Below are 15,596 nucleotides of genomic sequence, written 5' to 3' on the forward strand. Positions count from 1 at the left end.
AAGGGTGTTCCAGCAAATCTTCAGTCCCTCCGTCCAGCACACGCTCGATCTGGTCGGCATCTTCGTGTTCGCCATCTCAGGTGCGCTGCTGGCCGTGCGCAAGAACTTCGACGTGTTCGGCATCGCCGTGCTCGCCGAGGCCACCGCGCTGGGCGGAGGGCTGATCCGGGACGTGATCATCGGCGCGTTGCCCCCGGCCGCCTTCACCGACCTGGGGTACTTCCTCACCCCGCTGGTCGCCGCCCTGCTGGTGATCTTCCTCCACCCGCAGGTGGAGCGGATCCAGTCGGCGGTGAACGTCTTCGACGCGGCGGGCCTCGGCCTGTTCTGCGTCACCGGCACGACGACGGCGTACGACTACGGCCTCGGCCTGACGGCGTCCGCCGCCCTCGGCCTCACCACGGCCGTCGGCGGCGGTGTGCTGCGGGACGTGCTGGCCAACGAGGTGCCGTCGCTGCTGCGCTGGGACCGCGACCTGTACGCGGTCCCGGCGATCGTCGGCGCCACCCTGGTGGTGATCTGCATCCGCTACGACGCTCTCACCCCGCTGGCCAGCGGTTTCGCGGCCGCTACCGCTTTCGTCCTGAGGCTGCTCGCGATGCGGTTCCACTGGCGAGCGCCTCGCGCGTGGAACCGGCGGTCGACGGTCCGGGAGGAGTAGCCCCCGTGGCCTTCGCGGCCCCCGCGGCCCCTGCGGCCTCCCGGGCGGTGATCCGGCGCTGGTCGAGCTGCATGCTCAGCCAGCGGAACGACGGCACCATCTGCGGCCGCCACAGGGCCATGGTGTGCCCGCCCGCGCTCTTCGGGATGTACACCACGTGCACGGCCGTCGGGGCCTTCGCCTCCTTCTGGAGCGCGAGCGCGGCCTCGTAGCCGTCGCCCGGCTGGCCGGAGAGGTAGAGCGCCACCGCGGGCGGGGCGGCGGCCCGGGCGAGCATCAGATACGGGTTGGTGGCCCGGCGCAGGGCCGGGTCCTGGGCGGCCAGGGAGTCCCGCTCGCCGATCGGGTCGTTGTAGCCGGACAGGCTCACCGCCGCCCGGTAGCGGTCGGGGTGGGCGACGGCCAGTTTGATCGCGCAGTGCGCCCCGGCCGAGTACCCGGCGACCGCCCAGCCCTTGGGCGCGGGCTGGGCCCGGAAGTTGTCCATGACCATCCGGGGCACGTCGATGCTCAGCCAGGTGTCGGCGTTCACCGTGCCGGGCACGTTGGCGCAGCCGGTGTCCACGCCGGGCAGCAGGGTGGTGCGCGGCGCGACCAGGATGAACGGCGCGACCTTGCCCTGGCGCATCAGCGGCGCCAGCTGGGCGGTGGCACGCAGCGAGCCGAACCAGGACTTCGGCGAGCCGGGATAGCCCGGCAGCAGCTCGACCACGGGGAACCGGCGGTGGGCGTAGGCGGCCTCGTGGTACTGCGGGGGCAGCCAGACGTAGACCTCGGCGTTGACCCCGGAGACCCGGCCCTGGAGCTGGGTGACCCGGACCCCGCCGGCCTGGTGCATACCGGGTCCCTGGGCCTGGGTGAACCTCTGTCTGACCCTCGGCAGATGCTTCAGCGAGATCCCGCCCGTGCCGTCGGCGCCGAGGTCGGCGGCCTGCTGCACATGGTTGCTCGTGCCGAGCAGGTCGGACCAGTTGTCGTAGAGGTTGTTGGCGTTGTTGACCAGGACGAAGACCAGTGCCACGGCCGTCCCCTGGGCGAACACCAGCATCAGCACCCGGGCCGCGCCCCGGAGGAATCTCGGCCCCCCGATCCGCGACCACAGGACGAGGGGGAGCGCGACGGCGACGACGGCCAGCACGATCAGGGTGTAGAGGAACGCAGTCCCGGTGAGGCTCATGTCCCCATAGAGGAGAAGCCGCGGTGCCGGGTTTACGGAGGAGTACGGACACTTACCGAGAAATTGCCCGGGCCTCACCTTTCCAAAAAGCTACTGCTTAGTAATTACCTGTTGTACGGTTCACTCATGCCAGAAGCAGCTACCGCGGCGGCCGGGCGGGCCACCCTCGGCGACAGCGAGTTCGACCGCGACACCGCGCTCACCCGGCGCGCCCCGGGCGTCTACGACATCGACCTCTCCGCCGGCTGGACGATCATCAACGCCGTCAACGGCGGCTATCTGCTCGCCGTCCTCGGCCGCGCCCTCGCGGACGCCCTGCCGCACCGCGACCCGTTCACCATCTCGGCCCACTATCTCACCGCCTCCCAGCCGGGCCCGGCGGTCGTCCGCACGGACGTGGTCCGCACCGGCCGCACCCTGTCGACCGGCCAGGCCTCGCTCCTGCAGTACGACGAGAACGGCGACGAGATCGAGCGGATCCGCGTCCTCGCCTCCTACGGCGACCTCGACTCCCTCCCGGACGACGTCCGTACGACGGCGAAGCCCCCCGTGTTCCCGCCGCTCGACCAGTGCTTCGGCCCCGAGGACGGACCGGCCCCCGTGGACGGCAGCTCCGCGATCACCGAGCGTCTGATGCTCAAGCTCGACCCCTCCACCCTGGGGTGGGCCCTCGGCGCGCCCTCCGGCAAGGGTGAGATGCGGGCCTGGTTCGGCCTCAAGGACGGCCGCGACCCGGACCCGCTCTCCCTCCTCCTCGCCGTCGACGCCCTCCCGCCGACCGCCTTCGAGATCGGCCTGCGCGGCTGGGTCCCCACGGTCGAACTCACCGTCCACGTCCGCAGCCGCCCCGCCCCCGGCCCCCTGCGCGTCTCCATCACCACCCGCAACCTCGCGGGCGGCTTCCTGGAGGAGGACGCGGAGGTCTGGGACAGCACCGACCGCCTGGTGGCCCAGTCCCGCCAACTGGCCCGCGCCAGACTGACCTGACGCCCGGACTCGCCCGAGGGAGCGACTCGCTCGACGGCCGGTCCCGCCTGCCGGCCGGGGCGAGGCCCGGTCTCCGCGTGGGCCGGATTCAGCCGCCGGGGACCAGCTCGCGCACCTGGGCGGCTCGCCGGCCGGGCGGACGGCGACGAGCCGTGCCTCCTCGGGTGTGTCACCGACCGCGACGGCCGGCTCGGGGGCGACTCCGGCCACCTCGTACCCCGTCGTCTCCGCCGTCGGCTGGGTGCCTTCCCGCGCCGTCGTCTCCGCCGTCGGCTGGGTGCCTTCCCGCGCCGTCGTCTCCGCCGTCGGCTGGGTGCCTTCCCGCGCCGTCGTCTCCGCCGTCGGCTGGGTGCCTTCCCGCGCCGTCGTCTCCGCCGTCGGCTGGGTGCCTTCCCGCGCCGTCGTCTCCGCCGTCGGCTGGGTGCCTTCCCGCGCCGTCGTCTCCGCCGTCGGCTGGGTGCCTTTCGCGGCCCCCGGTGTCGTCGCACGCCGGGACGGCGGCGGGGCCGGGCTCCCGGTCGGCCGTGGACCTCGCGTGCGCGACATTCATGCGGTTCCGGGGGCGCGGCGCCGAAGGCCTAGGCGAGCGGCCTGCGGCCCAGCCAGGCCGCCAGGCGGGTGTAGGCGTCCGCTCCCTCGGGCGCCGGGTGGGCCGAGTCGAAGGGGGTGCGGCTGTCGCGCTCGGGGTCGGGCAGGTTGAGGTGACCGGCCGCGAGGGCGAACTCGGCGAGGTCCGGGTCGAGGGCGACGGGGTGCCCGAGGGACTCGCCGAGGTCCCAGGTGTGGGTCACGATCTCCATCACGTATCCGGAGAGCGCCGCGTGGCCGGGGACCTCGCCCCACGGCACCCGGACCGGCGCCGCCATCCGGTCCTCGCTCTCCCAGGCCTTGATCGCCCGGGTCCTGACCTCGTCGTAGGCCTCCGCGCAGCCGTCGTCCGGGACGCCCTCGGTGAACGCCGGTTCGGCGAGCCCGTCGCCGCCCTCGCCGACGATCGCGATCCGCCGGGTGCCGCCGACGATGTGGCTCACCAGCGTCCGTACGTCGAACTCGGCGCACGGGGTCGGACCGTCGAGCTGCTCGGGCCGCACCGTCCGGATGAGCGCGGCGGCCTGCTCGGTCGCGCGGGTGTAGACGGGGCGGGGGTCGGTCGGGTTCATGGTCACGGGCCTTTCCTCGGTGGTCACGGTGGTCATGGTGGTCACGATGGACACGGTGGACATGGCCTGGATGCTGGACCCATAACATGACATCCGCCGTCAGGATTTGTCCGGCAGACCCGGACGGGGGAACCTGGGGCCGTGAAGTCCGACCGTCTCCTGTCGATCCTGCTGCTCCTGCAGACCCGCGGCCGGGTCCCCGCCCCCGAACTCGCCGAACGCCTCGAAGTGTCCGTGCGCACGATCTACCGGGACATCGAGGCCCTGTCCGCCTCCGGCGTCCCCGTCTACGCCGAACGCGGACGGCACGGCGGCATCGAACTGCTCCCCGGGTTCCGTACGGACGTCACCGGCCTGACCGCCGACGAGTCCCGTGCCCTGTTCATCCTGGCCGCCCAGGGCGCGCACGCCGCCCTCGGCCTGGACGCGGCCCTCGGCTCCGCGCTGCGCAAGGTCATGGCCGCGCTGCCCGCCCCGCACCGCCCCGCCGCCGAGGTGACCAGCCGCCGGATCCTGGTCGACGCCACCCGCTGGAAGGGCGGCCCCCAGCCGGCCGTCGACCTCGACACCCTCCAGGACGCCGTGTTCGCCGACCGGCGGCTGCGTCTGCGCTACCGCCACAGCGGCGACTCCGCGCCCACCACCCACACCGTCGACCCCTACGGGCTCGTCGCCAAGGCGGGCGTCTGGTACCTCGTCGCCGACCGGCGCGGAAAGCCCCGGCTGTTCCGTGCCGACCGGGTGCGCTCGGCGAAGGTGCTGGACGACCCCGTACGACGGCGGCCGGGCGTCGAACTCGCCGACGCCTGGGAGGTGCTGCGCCGCCGCGTCGAGGAGCGCCCCGCCGGAGTCGACGTCACCGTCCGGGTCCGGCGCGACCGGCTCGACATGTTCCTGCGCATGAACGCCCCCGCGCTCGTCGAACTCCCGGAGGAGGGGGAGGAGGGGGAGAAGGGGGAGAAGGGGGAGAAGGGAGAGGGCGGTGCGGGCGACTGGGTGACCGCCCGGCTGTCGTACCCGTCCGTTCCCGCGGCCCGCCAACTCCTCGCGTTCTCCGACCGGGTGGAGGTCCTCGCCCCGCCGGAAGTGCGCGGGGAACTGCGTGCGGCGGCGGCTTCTGTCACGGAGCTGTACCAGCGTACTGATGGGTCGCCAAAGGCGAACTCGCAGGTCAGCTCGGTTTCTTGAGGCGCGCTTTACCTCATTGACAGGCAGCGGACAGAGCGGGCCCAAGGAAGCCTCAGCCGCCGTTGGTTGAGTGCCCGCATCTCAGGACTCCCTCATCGTGCTTGGAGCTGTCTCTCATGAAGCGTGTGCGTCTCGTCCCGGCGGTGGCCCTGTTGGCGCTCTCGCCCCTCGCCCTGGTCGCCTGCGGTTCCGGCGACTCCTCGTCCTCCAGCGGCAGCTCCGGCCAGAGCCAGAACTGCCAGGCCCCGTCCGGCATGCCGACCGGGGCCGCTCCGAGCGGCGCCCCCTCGGGCGCCCCCTCCGGCGCCGCCTCAGGGCAGCCGACGGGCACCCCGACCGGCACGCCCACCGGTGTTCCCTCCGGCATGCCGAGCGGCGCGCCCGGTGGCGGTCAGGGCGGCCCCGGCGGCGGTCAGGGCGGCGGTCAGGGCGGCGGCTGCGGCGGCCCCGGCGGCGGTCAGCAGGGCGGCCAGGGCCAGCAGGCCCAGCAGCAGGGCTGACGGCCCGTCGGTTCCGTACGGCACAGGCACAGGCACAGGCACGGCAGGGCGGCGCATCCGGGCACGGGTGTGCCGCCCTGCCGTATGCGCGGGGCTCAGTCGTGCCAGTGATGGCGGCCGATGCTGATGAGCCGCATCTGACGGGTCGCCCGCGCCGCGACGCGCTCCCGTTCCTCGGGTGCCGCCTCCAGCGCCTCCAGGAACAGCGAGGCCGTGATGAGCATCTGGTCGACGTACAGGTGCGACAGCATCAGCAGGTCGTCGTCGTTCCAGCCCTCCGCCTCGGGGTCCTTGGCCAGTTCGTCCCGCACCTCCTCGGCGAACCGGCCCAGTTGCTCCCGGATCGCCTCGCGCACCGGCTGGACTCCGCCGTGCCGCTCCCGGGCGATGAAACGGACATGCGCGGAGTGCGCGGTCACATACCCCTCTATCAGCTCCACGGCGCGGGTGATGCGCTCGTCGCTCGACTCGGCGGTGGTCACCGTGGTCCGGATCATCGGGTGCAGGCTGCCCAGCGCCTCCTCGACCAGGGCGACGCCGAGATCCGCGGTGGAGCGGAAGTGCCGGTAGAACGCGGTCGGGGCGACCCCGACGGCACGGGTGACCTCGCGCAGGCCCAGGCTGCTCAGGCTCTGCTCCTCCAACAGGGCGAGCGCGGCGTCCAGGAGCGCCTGCCGGGTCTTCTGCTTCTGGGCCTGCCGGATGCCGAGGGTGTGACTCATGTCATCCAGTTAACAACTGTTCTCCGGAATTGGAAAGCCGCGGGGCGCGCTAGACTCAAAGTCAGTGAACAACTGTAACCACAACTGTTCACCCAGTTGTCTCACCGAGTTGTTCCGCCCAGTCCTCACGGAGGGGGATCCGATCCCATGCTGTTCCTCGTGGCCGCCCTGCTGCTGCTCGGTGTCGTCATGGGCACCGTGGCCCACGCGCCGCTCGGCCTCTCGCTCGCCATCGCCGCCGTGATCGCCGTCTGGCTCGGCGTCTTCGCGCTGCGCGAGCGTCACGCCCGCAGCGGCCGCGCCTCGACCCACTGACCGGCACCGTCCGACAGGAGCTGAACCGACATGCACCTCACCGCACCGGCCACCGACCGCGCCGCCCGTGCCACCCGCGGCACCGGCGTCCGCGACACCGACGGCATGGCCGTCGCGTCCTTCGTCCTCGGTCTGCTGGGCCTGCTGGTCCTGAACCTCTTCCTCGGCCCCATCGCCATCGTCCTCGCCTCGGTGGCCCTGATCCGCGGCACCGCCCGCCCCGGCCGGGCCTGGCTGGGCCTCGGGCTCGGCGTCGCCGACCTGCTGCTCCTGGTGGTGTTCATGCAGGCGGACGCGACGGTGTCCTGGAGTTTCTAGCGCCGGCCGCACCCTAGGCCGACCTGGACACGAGGTCCGTCCGCGGCGCCCCGTAGAATCGTGCCCACCATGGCATACCTCGACCACGCCGCGACCACCCCGATGCTCCCGGAGGCGGTCGAGGCACTCGGCGCGCACCTGAGCATCACCGGCAATGCCTCCTCCCTCCACGCATCCGGCCGTCGTGCGAGACGGACGGTCGAGGAGGCCCGCGAGACCCTCGCGGAGGCGCTCGGCGCCCGCCCCAGTGAGGTCGTGTTCACCTCCGGCGGCACCGAGGCCGACAACCTCGCCGTCAAGGGCCTGTACTGGTCCCGCCGCGACGCCGACCCGGCCCGCACCCGGGTGCTGGCCAGCCCCGTCGAGCACCACGCGGTCCTCGACGCCGTGCACTGGCTCGGCGAGCACGAGGGCGCCCGGATCGAGTACCTCCCCGTCGACCCGTACGGCCGGGTCCACCCCGACACCCTGCGCGAGGCCATCGCCCGCGACCCCGACGACGTCGCCCTCGCCACCGTCATGTGGGCGAACAACGAGATCGGCACGGTCATGCCGGTCCGTGAACTCGCCGACGTGGCCGCGGAGTTCGGCGTCCCGCTGCACGCCGACGCGGTCCAGGCCTTCGGCCAGGTCCCGGTCGACTTCGCCGCCTCGGGGCTCGCCGCGATGACCGTCTCCGGCCACAAGATCGGCGGCCCGTACGGGATCGGCGCCCTGCTCCTCGGCCGTGAGTACACCCCCGTTCCCGTCCTGCACGGCGGCGGCCAGGAGCGGCATGTGCGCTCCGGCACCCTGGACGTCCCCGCCGTCGCCTCCTTCGCCGTCGCCGGCCGCCTCGCCGCCGAACAGCGCGAGTGGTTCGCCCGCGAGATCGGCGCCCTGCGCGACTCCCTGGTCGCCGCGGTCCGTACGGCCGTCCCGGAGGCGATCCTCGGCGGCGACCCGGCGCCGGGCGGCCGGCTTCCGGCCAACGCTCACTTCACCTTCCCGGGCTGCGAGGGCGACTCCCTGCTCCTGCTGCTCGACGCCCAGGGCATCGAGTGCTCCACCGGCTCCGCCTGCACGGCCGGCGTCGCCCAGCCCAGCCATGTCCTGCTCGCCACCGGCACCGATCCCGACCTGGCCCGCGGCACCCTGCGGTTCTCCCTCGGGCACACCAGCACCGAGGCCGACGTGGAGGCGCTCGCCAAGGTCATCGGACCGGTGGTGGAACGGGCGCGGGCGGCGGGCCTGACCTGAGACCCCGCGCCGAGTGTCGACACTTGGCGGGGGGCTGGGCGAAAGCTAGCGGTCAGCTGTCAATATCACCGTCAGGTGTCGACAGTGAGCGCCTGTCCGGCTACCTTCCGCTACAGGTTCCCCTCGCTGCTGTCGACAGAAGGCGCCCCATGTCGGTCGAGTCATCGCAAAGCTCTGCTTCCGTCTGTGTGCCGTCGTACGTCCCGCTCGGCACCCCCGGCACGGCCGCCGCGCAGACCCGGCATGTCGTCACCGCGGACCTGGACGGCGACGGCACACAGGACGTGGTCGGCACCAACCTCGACGCCGACTCGGTGACGGTGCTGCTCGGCGCCGGTGACGGGAGCCTCGCCGAGGGCGCCGCCTACCCGGTCGGCACCCGCCCCTACCAGACCGTGGTCGCCGACTTCGACGGTGACGGCCACCCCGACCTCGCGACCACCGACTTCGGTGGCGCCCAGGTGAGTGTGCTGCCGAACACCGGCGACGGAACCTTCGGCCCCGCCTCGGCGATCGACGTCGGCACCTTGCCGCGGGCCCTCGCCACCGGGGACCTCGACGGCGACGGCCGGTCCGGTCTCGTGGTCGCCGAGCAGGGGCCGAGCACGGTGCGCGTGCTGCTCGGCCGGGGCGACGGCACGTTCCTGGACCTGGGGCAGACCGCCACGGGCAGCCGGCCGCACGGGGTGGTCGTCGGCGACTTCGACGGCGACGGCGCGGCGGACGTGGCCAGCGCGAGCGCGGGGAGCGCCGGGGTGAGCGTGCTGCCCGGCGACGGCGCGGGAGCGCTCGGCGCCGCGACCTCGTACGCCGCCACCTCCCGCCTCTGCTCCCTCGCCGAGGGCGACTTCGACGGGAACGGCACCCTCGACCTGGCCGCGGTGAGCAACGGGTCCACCGCGCTGGACGTGCTGCCCGGCAACGGCGACGGGACGTTCGCGGCCGCCACCGCGTACGCGACCTCCGGCCTGCCGGTCGCCGTGGGCGCCGCCGACCTGGACGGCGACGGCGTCCGCGACCTCGTGGTCGCGAACAGCACCGCCGGACAGGTGGATGGGTACAAGGGGGCCTGCCAGCCACCGCCACCACCATGAACCTGGCCCGGGTGCGCTGGGTCAGGGGCTGCCGCCGGCACTTCCACTGCCGGCGGCAGCCTGCTTGATGGGGGCCGGACCGAAGGGCCTAGCTCTCCGTGACCATGAGGGCCGCCATCATGCCCTCGTCCTCGTGCTGGAGCAGATGGCAATGGAGCATGTACATGTACGTGTCGTCGGTGAAGTCGGTGAACTTCATCGCGATCTTGATGGAGCCGCCGCCGACCACCTCGAAGGTGTCGAACCAGCCGAGGTCGACCCCGGTGGGCTCCTCGCCGTTGATCTCGATCAGCTGGAACGGCACGTCGTGCAGATGGAAGGAGTGCTCCAGCTGCGTGCTGTTCTTGATCGTCCAGATCTCCTCGGCGTCCAGCGTGGTGCTGATCATCGCCATCGAGGACATGCTGGTGCCCGCGGAGCCGTTGATCAGCATCGTGGCCCCGCTCTGGCCGAGGGTGATCGTCCGCGCGGTGAAGTCGCTCGTGTCGTACCGGGTGATGGTGTTGAGCGCGCTCGGCAGGTCGTCGGGGGTGTCCGAGGCCTCCGGGGTCACGGTGAGGAAGTCGTACGTGCCGCTTCCGCCGCGGATCCAGCCGGTCGTGACCACGGCCTGGAGCGTGACGGCGTCCTCCAGGTCGAGCACGAACTCGGCGCGGGCGCCGGCCACCAGGCGGATCGTGGTCACCTCGGCGGCCTCGGTGAGGTAGCCCTGGTCGGTGGCGATCTGGGTGAGCGTCCCGCCGTCGCTGCGCTGGACGGTCATGATGTCGGCGGGGGAGGCGTTCAGGACGCGGAAGCGGGTGCGCGTCTTGGTGGCGGTGAAGCCGAGGGTGGTCGAGTCGACGTTGGTGCCGTTGACCAGCACCGGGAAGCTGACGGTGGAGCTGCGGTAGCCGGTGGCCTCGTACTTGATGTCGCCGCTGCTGTCGACGGCCAGACACTGGAGGATGATCGGGATGTCGTCGACGCCGTACTCGCTCGGCAGCGCGGCCGAGACGTCCGAGTCGTCCTCCACGATGATCATGCCGGCCAGGCCGTGGACGACCTGCTCGGCCGTGGTGCCCAGGGCGTGCGGGTGGTACCAGAGGGTCTTGGCCTCGTCGAGGACCTCGAAGGTGGGCGACCAGGTCTCGCCGTCGGCGAAGGCGTTCTGCGGGCCGCCGTCCATCTTGGGCGGGATGTGGGCGCCGTGGAAGTGGACCGTGGTGTCGTCGCCCAGGCTGTTGGTGATGTTCATCAGGACCGTGTCGCCCTTGGTCCACTTCATGGTGGGGCCGAGGTACGAGCCGTTGTAGCCGGCCGTGGTGCTGGTGACGCCGCTGAGCACCTCGCTGGTGCCGGTCTTCGCGGTCAGGGTGTAGGTGGTGGTGCCGTCGGAGGTGGTGGCCTCCAGCAGGTCCGGGATGTTCAGGGTGCCGGTGGCTTCCGTGGCCGCGGAGGCCTTGTTGCTGTTGCCGCCGGTCAGCAGCGAGAAGCCGATGCCCGCCGCGCCGACCGCGCCGAAGCCGACGCCCGCCATCCCGCTGAGGAACTTCCGCCGGTGCAGGCCCTTGCCGCCCCGGCCCCTCGTCTCCTTCGTGTGCTCGCCCTTGGCGGCCCGGCCGCTCCTCGCGTGGGCACCCGTGCTCTGCTCGCCCGCTCCGGAAGCGGGGTCTGTGGTGTGGGTCATGGCCGTGGAGCTTTGGGCTAAGGGCTATGTGAAGACTGAGCCCAAGTTAGGAGTCGGCTCTGATCCCTGTGCGGTCTTAACACATGCAATTGGATCTTCAACTCATCTGAAAAAAAGCCAGGTTGGCGTGCCGCAGGTCAGGATCGAGGTGCGGGACACATCGGGCGGGCGGCACTCACGAATCGTTCACGATTCTGGAAACATGTGAGCTGCGTCACGTCGGGGATCAGGTGGAAGCGGTTCGCGCCGATTTGACGAGCTTCAGGTACCGGTCCCAGTCCCAGTGCTCACCGGGGTCGGTGTGGTCCGTCCCCGGCACCTCCACATGCCCGATGATGTGCTCCCGGTCGACGGGGATGCCGTACCGCCCGCAGATCCGGGCGGCCAGCCGCGCCGACGCCTCGTACATCGCGTCGGTGAAGTCCTCCGGCCGGTCCACGAACCCCTCGTGCTCGATGCCGACACTGCGCTCGTTGTACGCGCGGTTGCCCGCGTGGTACGCCACGTCCAGCTCGCGGATCATCTGCGTGACGCTGCCGTCCTGGCCGACGATGTAGTGCGCCGCCGCCCGGTGACCCGGGTCCTCGAACGCCTGCACCGCGCTGGCCAGATCACCCTGCGTGACATGAATGACGACCATGTCGACCCCGTAGTCGTCCGGCCGGTCCGCCCAGCGGAAGTTCGCCTCCGAGGCCGCCACCCAGCGCGCGCCCCCGAAGTCCACCGCGCCCTCCACCCGCGCCCTGCGCACCCCCGGCAGCCGCCAGTACAGGTGCGCCAGCTCCGCACGCGCCAGCACCGCCGACCCCACGGCGGCCACCGCACCGCCGATCAGCAGCGCCCGTCGCCCGATCCGCCGGTCGGTGTCGCTCCCTCTCGCCCCCATCGCCCGCCCTTTCTCGCCCTTCGTGATCGTCAACGGATACTCGCGGGCTCCGGTTCCCGGCGCCCCGTACCCTGGAAGGGTTATGACTGAGATCTCGCAGCGCCCCCGCCCCCTCCGCGTACTCGCCGCCATGTCCGGCGGGGTCGACTCCGCCGTCGCCGCCGCCCGCGCCGCGGAAGCCGGCCACGACGTCACCGGCGTCCACCTCGCGCTCTCGGCGAACCCGCAGTCGTTCCGCACGGGCGCGCGCGGCTGCTGCACCATCGAGGACTCCCGCGACGCCCGCCGGGCCGCCGACGTCATCGGCATCCCGTTCTACGTCTGGGACCTCGCCGACCGCTTCCGCGAGGACGTCGTCGAGGACTTTGTCGCCGAGTACGAGGCCGGCCGCACCCCCAACCCCTGTCTGCGCTGCAACGAGAAGATCAAGTTCGCGGCCCTGCTCGACAAGGCGCTCGCACTCGGCTTCGACGCGGTCTGCACCGGCCACTACGCGCAGATCGTCACGCGGCCCGACGGCACCCGCGAACTGCACCGCGCCTCCGACATGGCGAAGGACCAGTCGTACGTCCTCGGCGTTCTGGACGAGAAGCAGCTCGCCCACGCGCTGTTCCCGCTCGGCGACACCCTCACCACCAAGGACGAGATCCGCGCGGAGGCCGAGCGCAGGGGCCTCGCGGTCGCCAAGAAGCCCGACTCCCACGACATCTGCTTCATCGCCGACGGCGACACCCAGGGCTTCCTCGCGAACCGCCTCGGCCGGGCCGAGGGCGACATCGTCGACGAGTCGGGCGCGAAGATCGGCACCCATGAGGGCGCGTACGGCTTCACCATCGGCCAGCGCAAGGGACTGCGCATCGGCACCCCGGCCCCCGACGGCAAGCCCCGCTACGTCCTCGACATCTCCCCGGTGAACAACACGGTGACGGTCGGCCCGGCCGCCGCCCTCGACGTGAGCGGCCTGACGGCGATCAGGCCGCGCTGGTGCGGAGCGGCCCCCACCGGCCCCGGCACCTACACCGCCCAGCTGCGCGCCCACGGCGGCGAGACCGAGGTGACGGCGGAGACCGTGGACGGCGAACTGCGCGTGACGTTCGCCGAGCCGGTCCGCGGGGTGGCCCCCGGCCAGGCGATCGTCCTGTACGACGGCACGCGCGTGGTGGGCTCGGCGACGATCGCCTCGACGGTCCGGGCGACGGCCGGGGTGGCCTGACCGGCACACGCCCCCGCTACGCGCCGAAGAACTCCGCCAGCACCGGCGCCAGCACGTTCGGATCCACCATGTGGGTCTCGCCCTCCAGCAGGCGGTACGTCCCCTGCGGCGCCGCCTGAGCCACCGCGCGCGTGGCCTCACGCATCCAGGGCGGGCTGTCGCCGCCCGCCACCGCCAGCACCGGCACCCCGAGGGCGGCCAGCCGTTCCCGGGGGACCCGGCCGCCGGCCATGACCGCGTCGTCGTAGGCCAGGGTCGGCGCGAGCGCCTCCATGCCGGCCCACATGGGCGACTGGCGGGCCCGCTGGATCATCTCCTCGGCCAGCCCCGTCAGCCGCAGGAACAGCTCCACGGCGTCCCCGCGCCGCCCCTGCGCCAGCGCCTCGGTGAGGTTCGCCGTGTACGCGGCGCGTTCCTGCGCGCCCTCCTCGTCCAGGGCGAACGGCGTCTCGTACACGGCCACCCGCCGCACGGGCAGTCCACTGGCCGCCGCCTCCAGCACCAGCGCGCCGCCCGACGAGATGCCGTACAGGCAGGCCTCGCCGCCCGCCGCGTCGATGAGGGCCGCCAGGTCCTCGACCTCGCGTTCCACCGCGTACGGCGGCGTGTCACCGCTCTCGCCACGGCCCCGGCGGTCGTACCGGAGCACCGTGCAACGGCGCGCCAGCAGCCCGCCCAGGGGCGCCACGGTGCCGCCCGTGGACATCGCCCCGCTCACCAGGATGACCGCGGGACCCTGTCCGGCCCGGGCGTACGCGAGTTCGGTGCCGTCGCGCGAAATGGTCTTCTTGTCCATGTCAGAGCAGACTGCCGCACGGCACGGCGGTCATCGGCCTACGACACTTGCACTTCGTAGAAGCAGAGGTGGTTCCTGATCGCGGCGACATCGGGCTTGGGGTCGGGATAGGACCACACGAGGTCCGGCGCGTCCGGCAGCGACCAGTAGGACGCCTCTCCCTTGAAGGGACAATGGGTGTGCGTGGCGGAGGGCGTCAGCAGATCCAGCCGTACGTCCGCCGCAGGGATGTAGTACCGCACCGGACAGCCGGTCTCCCGCAGCACGAGGGCCCGGTCGGTCTCGGCCAGCACCTGGGGTCCGTGGACCACCCTGATGTGCTCGGTGCCCTGCTCGATCGTGATGATGTGTCCATCGGTCATGTCGGAAAAGCACGCGCGGGCCCCCGGTTCTTCCCGCGTACGGTGACCGCATGCGTATCTGTGTCTTCCTCTCCGCCGCCGATCTCGACGACCGCTACACGCGACCCGCGCGCGAGTTCGCGGAACTGCTGGGCAAGGGCGGGCACACCCTCGTGTGGGGCGGGTCCGACTCGGGCCTGATGAAGGTCGTCGCCGACGGGGTGCAGGAGAGCGGCGGACGGCTGTGCGGGGTGTCGGTGACCTTCCTCGCCGCCAAGGCCCGGCCCGGCGCCGACGAGATGGTGATCGCGAAGGACCTGGCCGAGCGCAAGAGGCTGCTGCTGGAGAAGGCCGACGCGGTGGTGGTGATGGTCGGCGGCACGGGCACGCTCGACGAGGCCACCGAGATCCTTGAGCTGAAGAAGCACGGCCACACCGACAAGCCGGTCGTGCTGCTGAACACCGCGGGCTTCTACGACGGCCTCAAGACCCAGTTCCGGCGCATGGACGACGAGGGATTCCTGCCGCGCCCCCTGACCGACCTGGTGTTCTTCGCGGAGGAGCCCGTCGGGGCGCTCGCCTACCTGGAGGAGAGCCAGGGCATCTCCTGACGGCGCGTGATGCGAGCATGGCGGGCATGGCTACTCATGTGATCACCGGAGCGGGCTCCGGCATCGGCGCGGCCGTCGCCCGCCGGCTGCACGCGCGCGGGGACGACCTCGTGCTCCACGCGCGCGACGCGGGCCGCGCGAGGGAACTCGCCGCACGGTTCCCCGGCGCCCGGACCCTCGTCGGCGATCTCGCCGACCCCGACAGGCTGAGCTGGGCCTTCTCCCACCAGACGCTCCCGGACCGGGTCGACTCGCTGCTGCACATCGCCGGCGTGGTCGACCTGGGCCCGGTCGGCGAGCTGACCCCCAAGGCCTGGCGCCACCAGCTCGACGTCAACCTGATCGCCCCCGCCGAGCTGACCCGCCACTTCCTGCCCCCACTGCGGGCCGCACGCGGGCACGTGCTGTTCGTGAACTCCGGCGCCGGCCTCAGGGCGAGCGCCGACTGGTCCGCGTACGCCGCCTCCAAGCACGGCCTCAAGGCCCTCGCCGACTCGCTCCGGGGCGAGGAGCACGGCAACGGCGTCCGCGTCACCTCCGTCTACCCCGGGCGCACCGCCAGCCCCATGCAGGCCAAGGTGCACCAGCAGGAGGGCAAGGAGTACGACCCCGCCGAGTGGATCGACCCCGAGTCGGTGGCGACGACGATCCTGATGGCACTCGACCTGCCGAGGGACGCGGAGGTCAACGACCTGACGGTACGGCCGGGCCGCTGACCT

18 protein-coding genes are annotated in these 15,596 nt (G+C 72.2%); 11 read left to right on the forward strand and 7 right to left on the reverse strand.

Features of this window, described 5'->3' with window-relative positions; all coding sequences use genetic code 11:
- The first annotated feature begins 4 nt into the window (after positions 1-4).
- A complete protein-coding gene (locus AQJ64_RS27620; protein WP_055633584.1) occupies positions 5-661 on the forward strand; it encodes a trimeric intracellular cation channel family protein in 657 nt (218 codons plus the stop codon).
- On the opposite strand, the gene AQJ64_RS27625 is transcribed toward AQJ64_RS27620, so the two are convergent.
- Complete coding sequence (locus AQJ64_RS27625) at positions 570-1,838, reverse strand: alpha/beta hydrolase (RefSeq protein ID WP_055633585.1); 1,269 nt, start codon at positions 1,836-1,838, stop codon at positions 570-572. The two genes, AQJ64_RS27620 and AQJ64_RS27625, sit on opposite strands and share 92 nt — an antisense overlap.
- Before the next feature lie 126 nt (positions 1,839-1,964).
- Between AQJ64_RS27625 and AQJ64_RS27630 the strand changes: the two genes are divergently transcribed.
- A complete protein-coding gene (locus AQJ64_RS27630; protein ID WP_055633586.1) occupies positions 1,965-2,825 on the forward strand; it encodes a thioesterase family protein in 861 nt (286 codons plus the stop codon).
- Positions 2,826-3,403: 578 nt separating this feature from the next.
- Here the strand turns inward: AQJ64_RS27630 and AQJ64_RS27635 are convergent.
- Positions 3,404-3,985 carry a TIGR03086 family metal-binding protein gene (locus tag AQJ64_RS27635; RefSeq protein WP_055633587.1) on the reverse strand — a complete coding sequence of 194 codons (582 nt, stop codon included), beginning with the start codon at positions 3,983-3,985 and terminating at the stop codon, positions 3,404-3,406.
- Positions 3,986-4,126: 141 nt separating this feature from the next.
- Between AQJ64_RS27635 and AQJ64_RS27640 the strand changes: the two genes are divergently transcribed.
- Together AQJ64_RS27640 and AQJ64_RS46485 are read left to right on the forward strand one after the other, a co-directional pair.
- Positions 4,127-5,173 (forward strand): helix-turn-helix transcriptional regulator, encoded by a 1,047-nt coding sequence (locus tag AQJ64_RS27640; protein ID WP_059203086.1) that lies wholly within the window; start codon positions 4,127-4,129, stop codon positions 5,171-5,173.
- Between the two features lie 116 nt (positions 5,174-5,289).
- A complete protein-coding gene (locus AQJ64_RS46485) occupies positions 5,290-5,673 on the forward strand; it encodes a hypothetical protein (RefSeq protein WP_079061983.1) in 384 nt (127 codons plus the stop codon).
- A 95-nt stretch (positions 5,674-5,768) separates the two neighbouring features.
- On the opposite strand, the gene AQJ64_RS27655 is transcribed toward AQJ64_RS46485, so the two are convergent.
- A complete protein-coding gene (locus AQJ64_RS27655; protein WP_055636678.1) occupies positions 5,769-6,395 on the reverse strand; it encodes a TetR family transcriptional regulator in 627 nt (208 codons plus the stop codon).
- 147 nt (positions 6,396-6,542) lie between these two features.
- On the opposite strand from AQJ64_RS27655, the gene AQJ64_RS49785 reads away from it, so the two are divergent.
- The 4 genes from AQJ64_RS49785 (at position 6,543) to AQJ64_RS27670 (ending at position 9,361) form a co-directional block, all read left to right on the forward strand.
- On the forward strand, positions 6,543-6,710 hold the full coding sequence (locus AQJ64_RS49785; RefSeq protein WP_099054059.1) for a hypothetical protein: 168 nt from the start codon (positions 6,543-6,545) through the stop codon (positions 6,708-6,710).
- 30 nt (positions 6,711-6,740) lie between these two features.
- Entirely contained in the window at positions 6,741-7,028 is a 288-nt protein-coding gene (locus AQJ64_RS27660; protein WP_055636679.1) for a hypothetical protein, read from the forward strand.
- Between the two features lie 69 nt (positions 7,029-7,097).
- Positions 7,098-8,267, forward strand: coding sequence for a cysteine desulfurase family protein (locus tag AQJ64_RS27665; protein WP_055636690.1), 1,170 nt, complete (start codon positions 7,098-7,100; stop codon positions 8,265-8,267).
- A gap of 149 nt (positions 8,268-8,416) precedes the next feature.
- Positions 8,417-9,361: an FG-GAP repeat domain-containing protein gene (locus AQJ64_RS27670; RefSeq protein WP_079061984.1), complete on the forward strand. Its 945-nt coding sequence runs from the start codon at positions 8,417-8,419 to the stop codon at positions 9,359-9,361.
- An 88-nt stretch (positions 9,362-9,449) separates the two neighbouring features.
- Here AQJ64_RS27670 and AQJ64_RS27675 read toward each other — a convergent pair whose 3' ends face one another.
- Positions 9,450-11,030, reverse strand: coding sequence for a multicopper oxidase family protein (locus AQJ64_RS27675; protein WP_055636681.1), 1,581 nt, complete (start codon positions 11,028-11,030; stop codon positions 9,450-9,452).
- A gap of 226 nt (positions 11,031-11,256) precedes the next feature.
- Positions 11,257-11,916: an N-acetylmuramoyl-L-alanine amidase gene (locus tag AQJ64_RS27680; protein WP_055636682.1), complete on the reverse strand. Its 660-nt coding sequence runs from the start codon at positions 11,914-11,916 to the stop codon at positions 11,257-11,259.
- Positions 11,917-11,998: 82 nt separating this feature from the next.
- On the opposite strand from AQJ64_RS27680, the gene mnmA reads away from it, so the two are divergent.
- Positions 11,999-13,129 (forward strand): tRNA 2-thiouridine(34) synthase MnmA, encoded by a 1,131-nt coding sequence (gene mnmA / locus AQJ64_RS27685; protein WP_055636683.1) that lies wholly within the window; start codon positions 11,999-12,001, stop codon positions 13,127-13,129.
- 16 nt (positions 13,130-13,145) lie between these two features.
- Here the strand turns inward: mnmA and AQJ64_RS27690 are convergent, their stop codons facing one another.
- Positions 13,146-13,925 (reverse strand): alpha/beta fold hydrolase, encoded by a 780-nt coding sequence (locus tag AQJ64_RS27690; protein WP_055636684.1) that lies wholly within the window; start codon positions 13,923-13,925, stop codon positions 13,146-13,148.
- A gap of 38 nt (positions 13,926-13,963) precedes the next feature.
- Entirely contained in the window at positions 13,964-14,287 is a 324-nt protein-coding gene (locus AQJ64_RS27695) for a DUF427 domain-containing protein (RefSeq protein ID WP_055636685.1), read from the reverse strand.
- Positions 14,288-14,337: 50 nt separating this feature from the next.
- Between AQJ64_RS27695 and AQJ64_RS27700 the strand changes: the two genes are divergently transcribed.
- A complete protein-coding gene (locus tag AQJ64_RS27700) occupies positions 14,338-14,877 on the forward strand; it encodes an LOG family protein (RefSeq protein WP_055636686.1) in 540 nt (179 codons plus the stop codon).
- 17 nt (positions 14,878-14,894) lie between these two features.
- The gene (locus AQJ64_RS27705) at positions 14,895-15,593 is read left to right on the forward strand and encodes an SDR family oxidoreductase (protein ID WP_079061985.1); all 699 of its coding nucleotides are present in this window, start codon (positions 14,895-14,897) and stop codon (positions 15,591-15,593) included.
- The last annotated feature ends 3 nt before the right edge of the window (positions 15,594-15,596 follow it).

Origin of the sequence: Streptomyces griseoruber, assembly GCF_001514205.1 — a bacterium.
GTDB lineage: Bacteria > Actinomycetota > Actinomycetes > Streptomycetales > Streptomycetaceae > Streptomyces > Streptomyces griseoruber.

Coding starts and splice junctions, on each gene's coding strand:
- AQJ64_RS27625 (WP_055633585.1), bottom strand. CDS start 1,838: ATGAGCCTCACCGGGACTGCGTTCCTCTACACCCTGATCGTGCTGGCC.
- AQJ64_RS27630 (WP_055633586.1), top strand. CDS start 1,965: ATGCCAGAAGCAGCTACCGCGGCGGCCGGGCGGGCCACCCTCGGCGAC.
- AQJ64_RS27635 (WP_055633587.1), bottom strand. CDS start 3,985: ATGAACCCGACCGACCCCCGCCCCGTCTACACCCGCGCGACCGAGCAG.
- AQJ64_RS46485 (WP_079061983.1), top strand. CDS start 5,290: ATGAAGCGTGTGCGTCTCGTCCCGGCGGTGGCCCTGTTGGCGCTCTCG.
- AQJ64_RS27655 (WP_055636678.1), bottom strand. CDS start 6,395: ATGAGTCACACCCTCGGCATCCGGCAGGCCCAGAAGCAGAAGACCCGG.
- AQJ64_RS49785 (WP_099054059.1), top strand. CDS start 6,543: ATGCTGTTCCTCGTGGCCGCCCTGCTGCTGCTCGGTGTCGTCATGGGC.
- AQJ64_RS27660 (WP_055636679.1), top strand. CDS start 6,741: ATGCACCTCACCGCACCGGCCACCGACCGCGCCGCCCGTGCCACCCGC.
- AQJ64_RS27665 (WP_055636690.1), top strand. CDS start 7,098: ATGGCATACCTCGACCACGCCGCGACCACCCCGATGCTCCCGGAGGCG.
- AQJ64_RS27670 (WP_079061984.1), top strand. CDS start 8,417: ATGTCGGTCGAGTCATCGCAAAGCTCTGCTTCCGTCTGTGTGCCGTCG.
- AQJ64_RS27675 (WP_055636681.1), bottom strand. CDS start 11,030: ATGACCCACACCACAGACCCCGCTTCCGGAGCGGGCGAGCAGAGCACG.
- AQJ64_RS27680 (WP_055636682.1), bottom strand. CDS start 11,916: ATGGGGGCGAGAGGGAGCGACACCGACCGGCGGATCGGGCGACGGGCG.
- mnmA (WP_055636683.1), top strand. CDS start 11,999: ATGACTGAGATCTCGCAGCGCCCCCGCCCCCTCCGCGTACTCGCCGCC.
- AQJ64_RS27690 (WP_055636684.1), bottom strand. CDS start 13,925: ATGGACAAGAAGACCATTTCGCGCGACGGCACCGAACTCGCGTACGCC.
- AQJ64_RS27695 (WP_055636685.1), bottom strand. CDS start 14,287: ATGACCGATGGACACATCATCACGATCGAGCAGGGCACCGAGCACATC.
- AQJ64_RS27700 (WP_055636686.1), top strand. CDS start 14,338: ATGCGTATCTGTGTCTTCCTCTCCGCCGCCGATCTCGACGACCGCTAC.
- AQJ64_RS27705 (WP_079061985.1), top strand. CDS start 14,895: ATGGCGGGCATGGCTACTCATGTGATCACCGGAGCGGGCTCCGGCATC.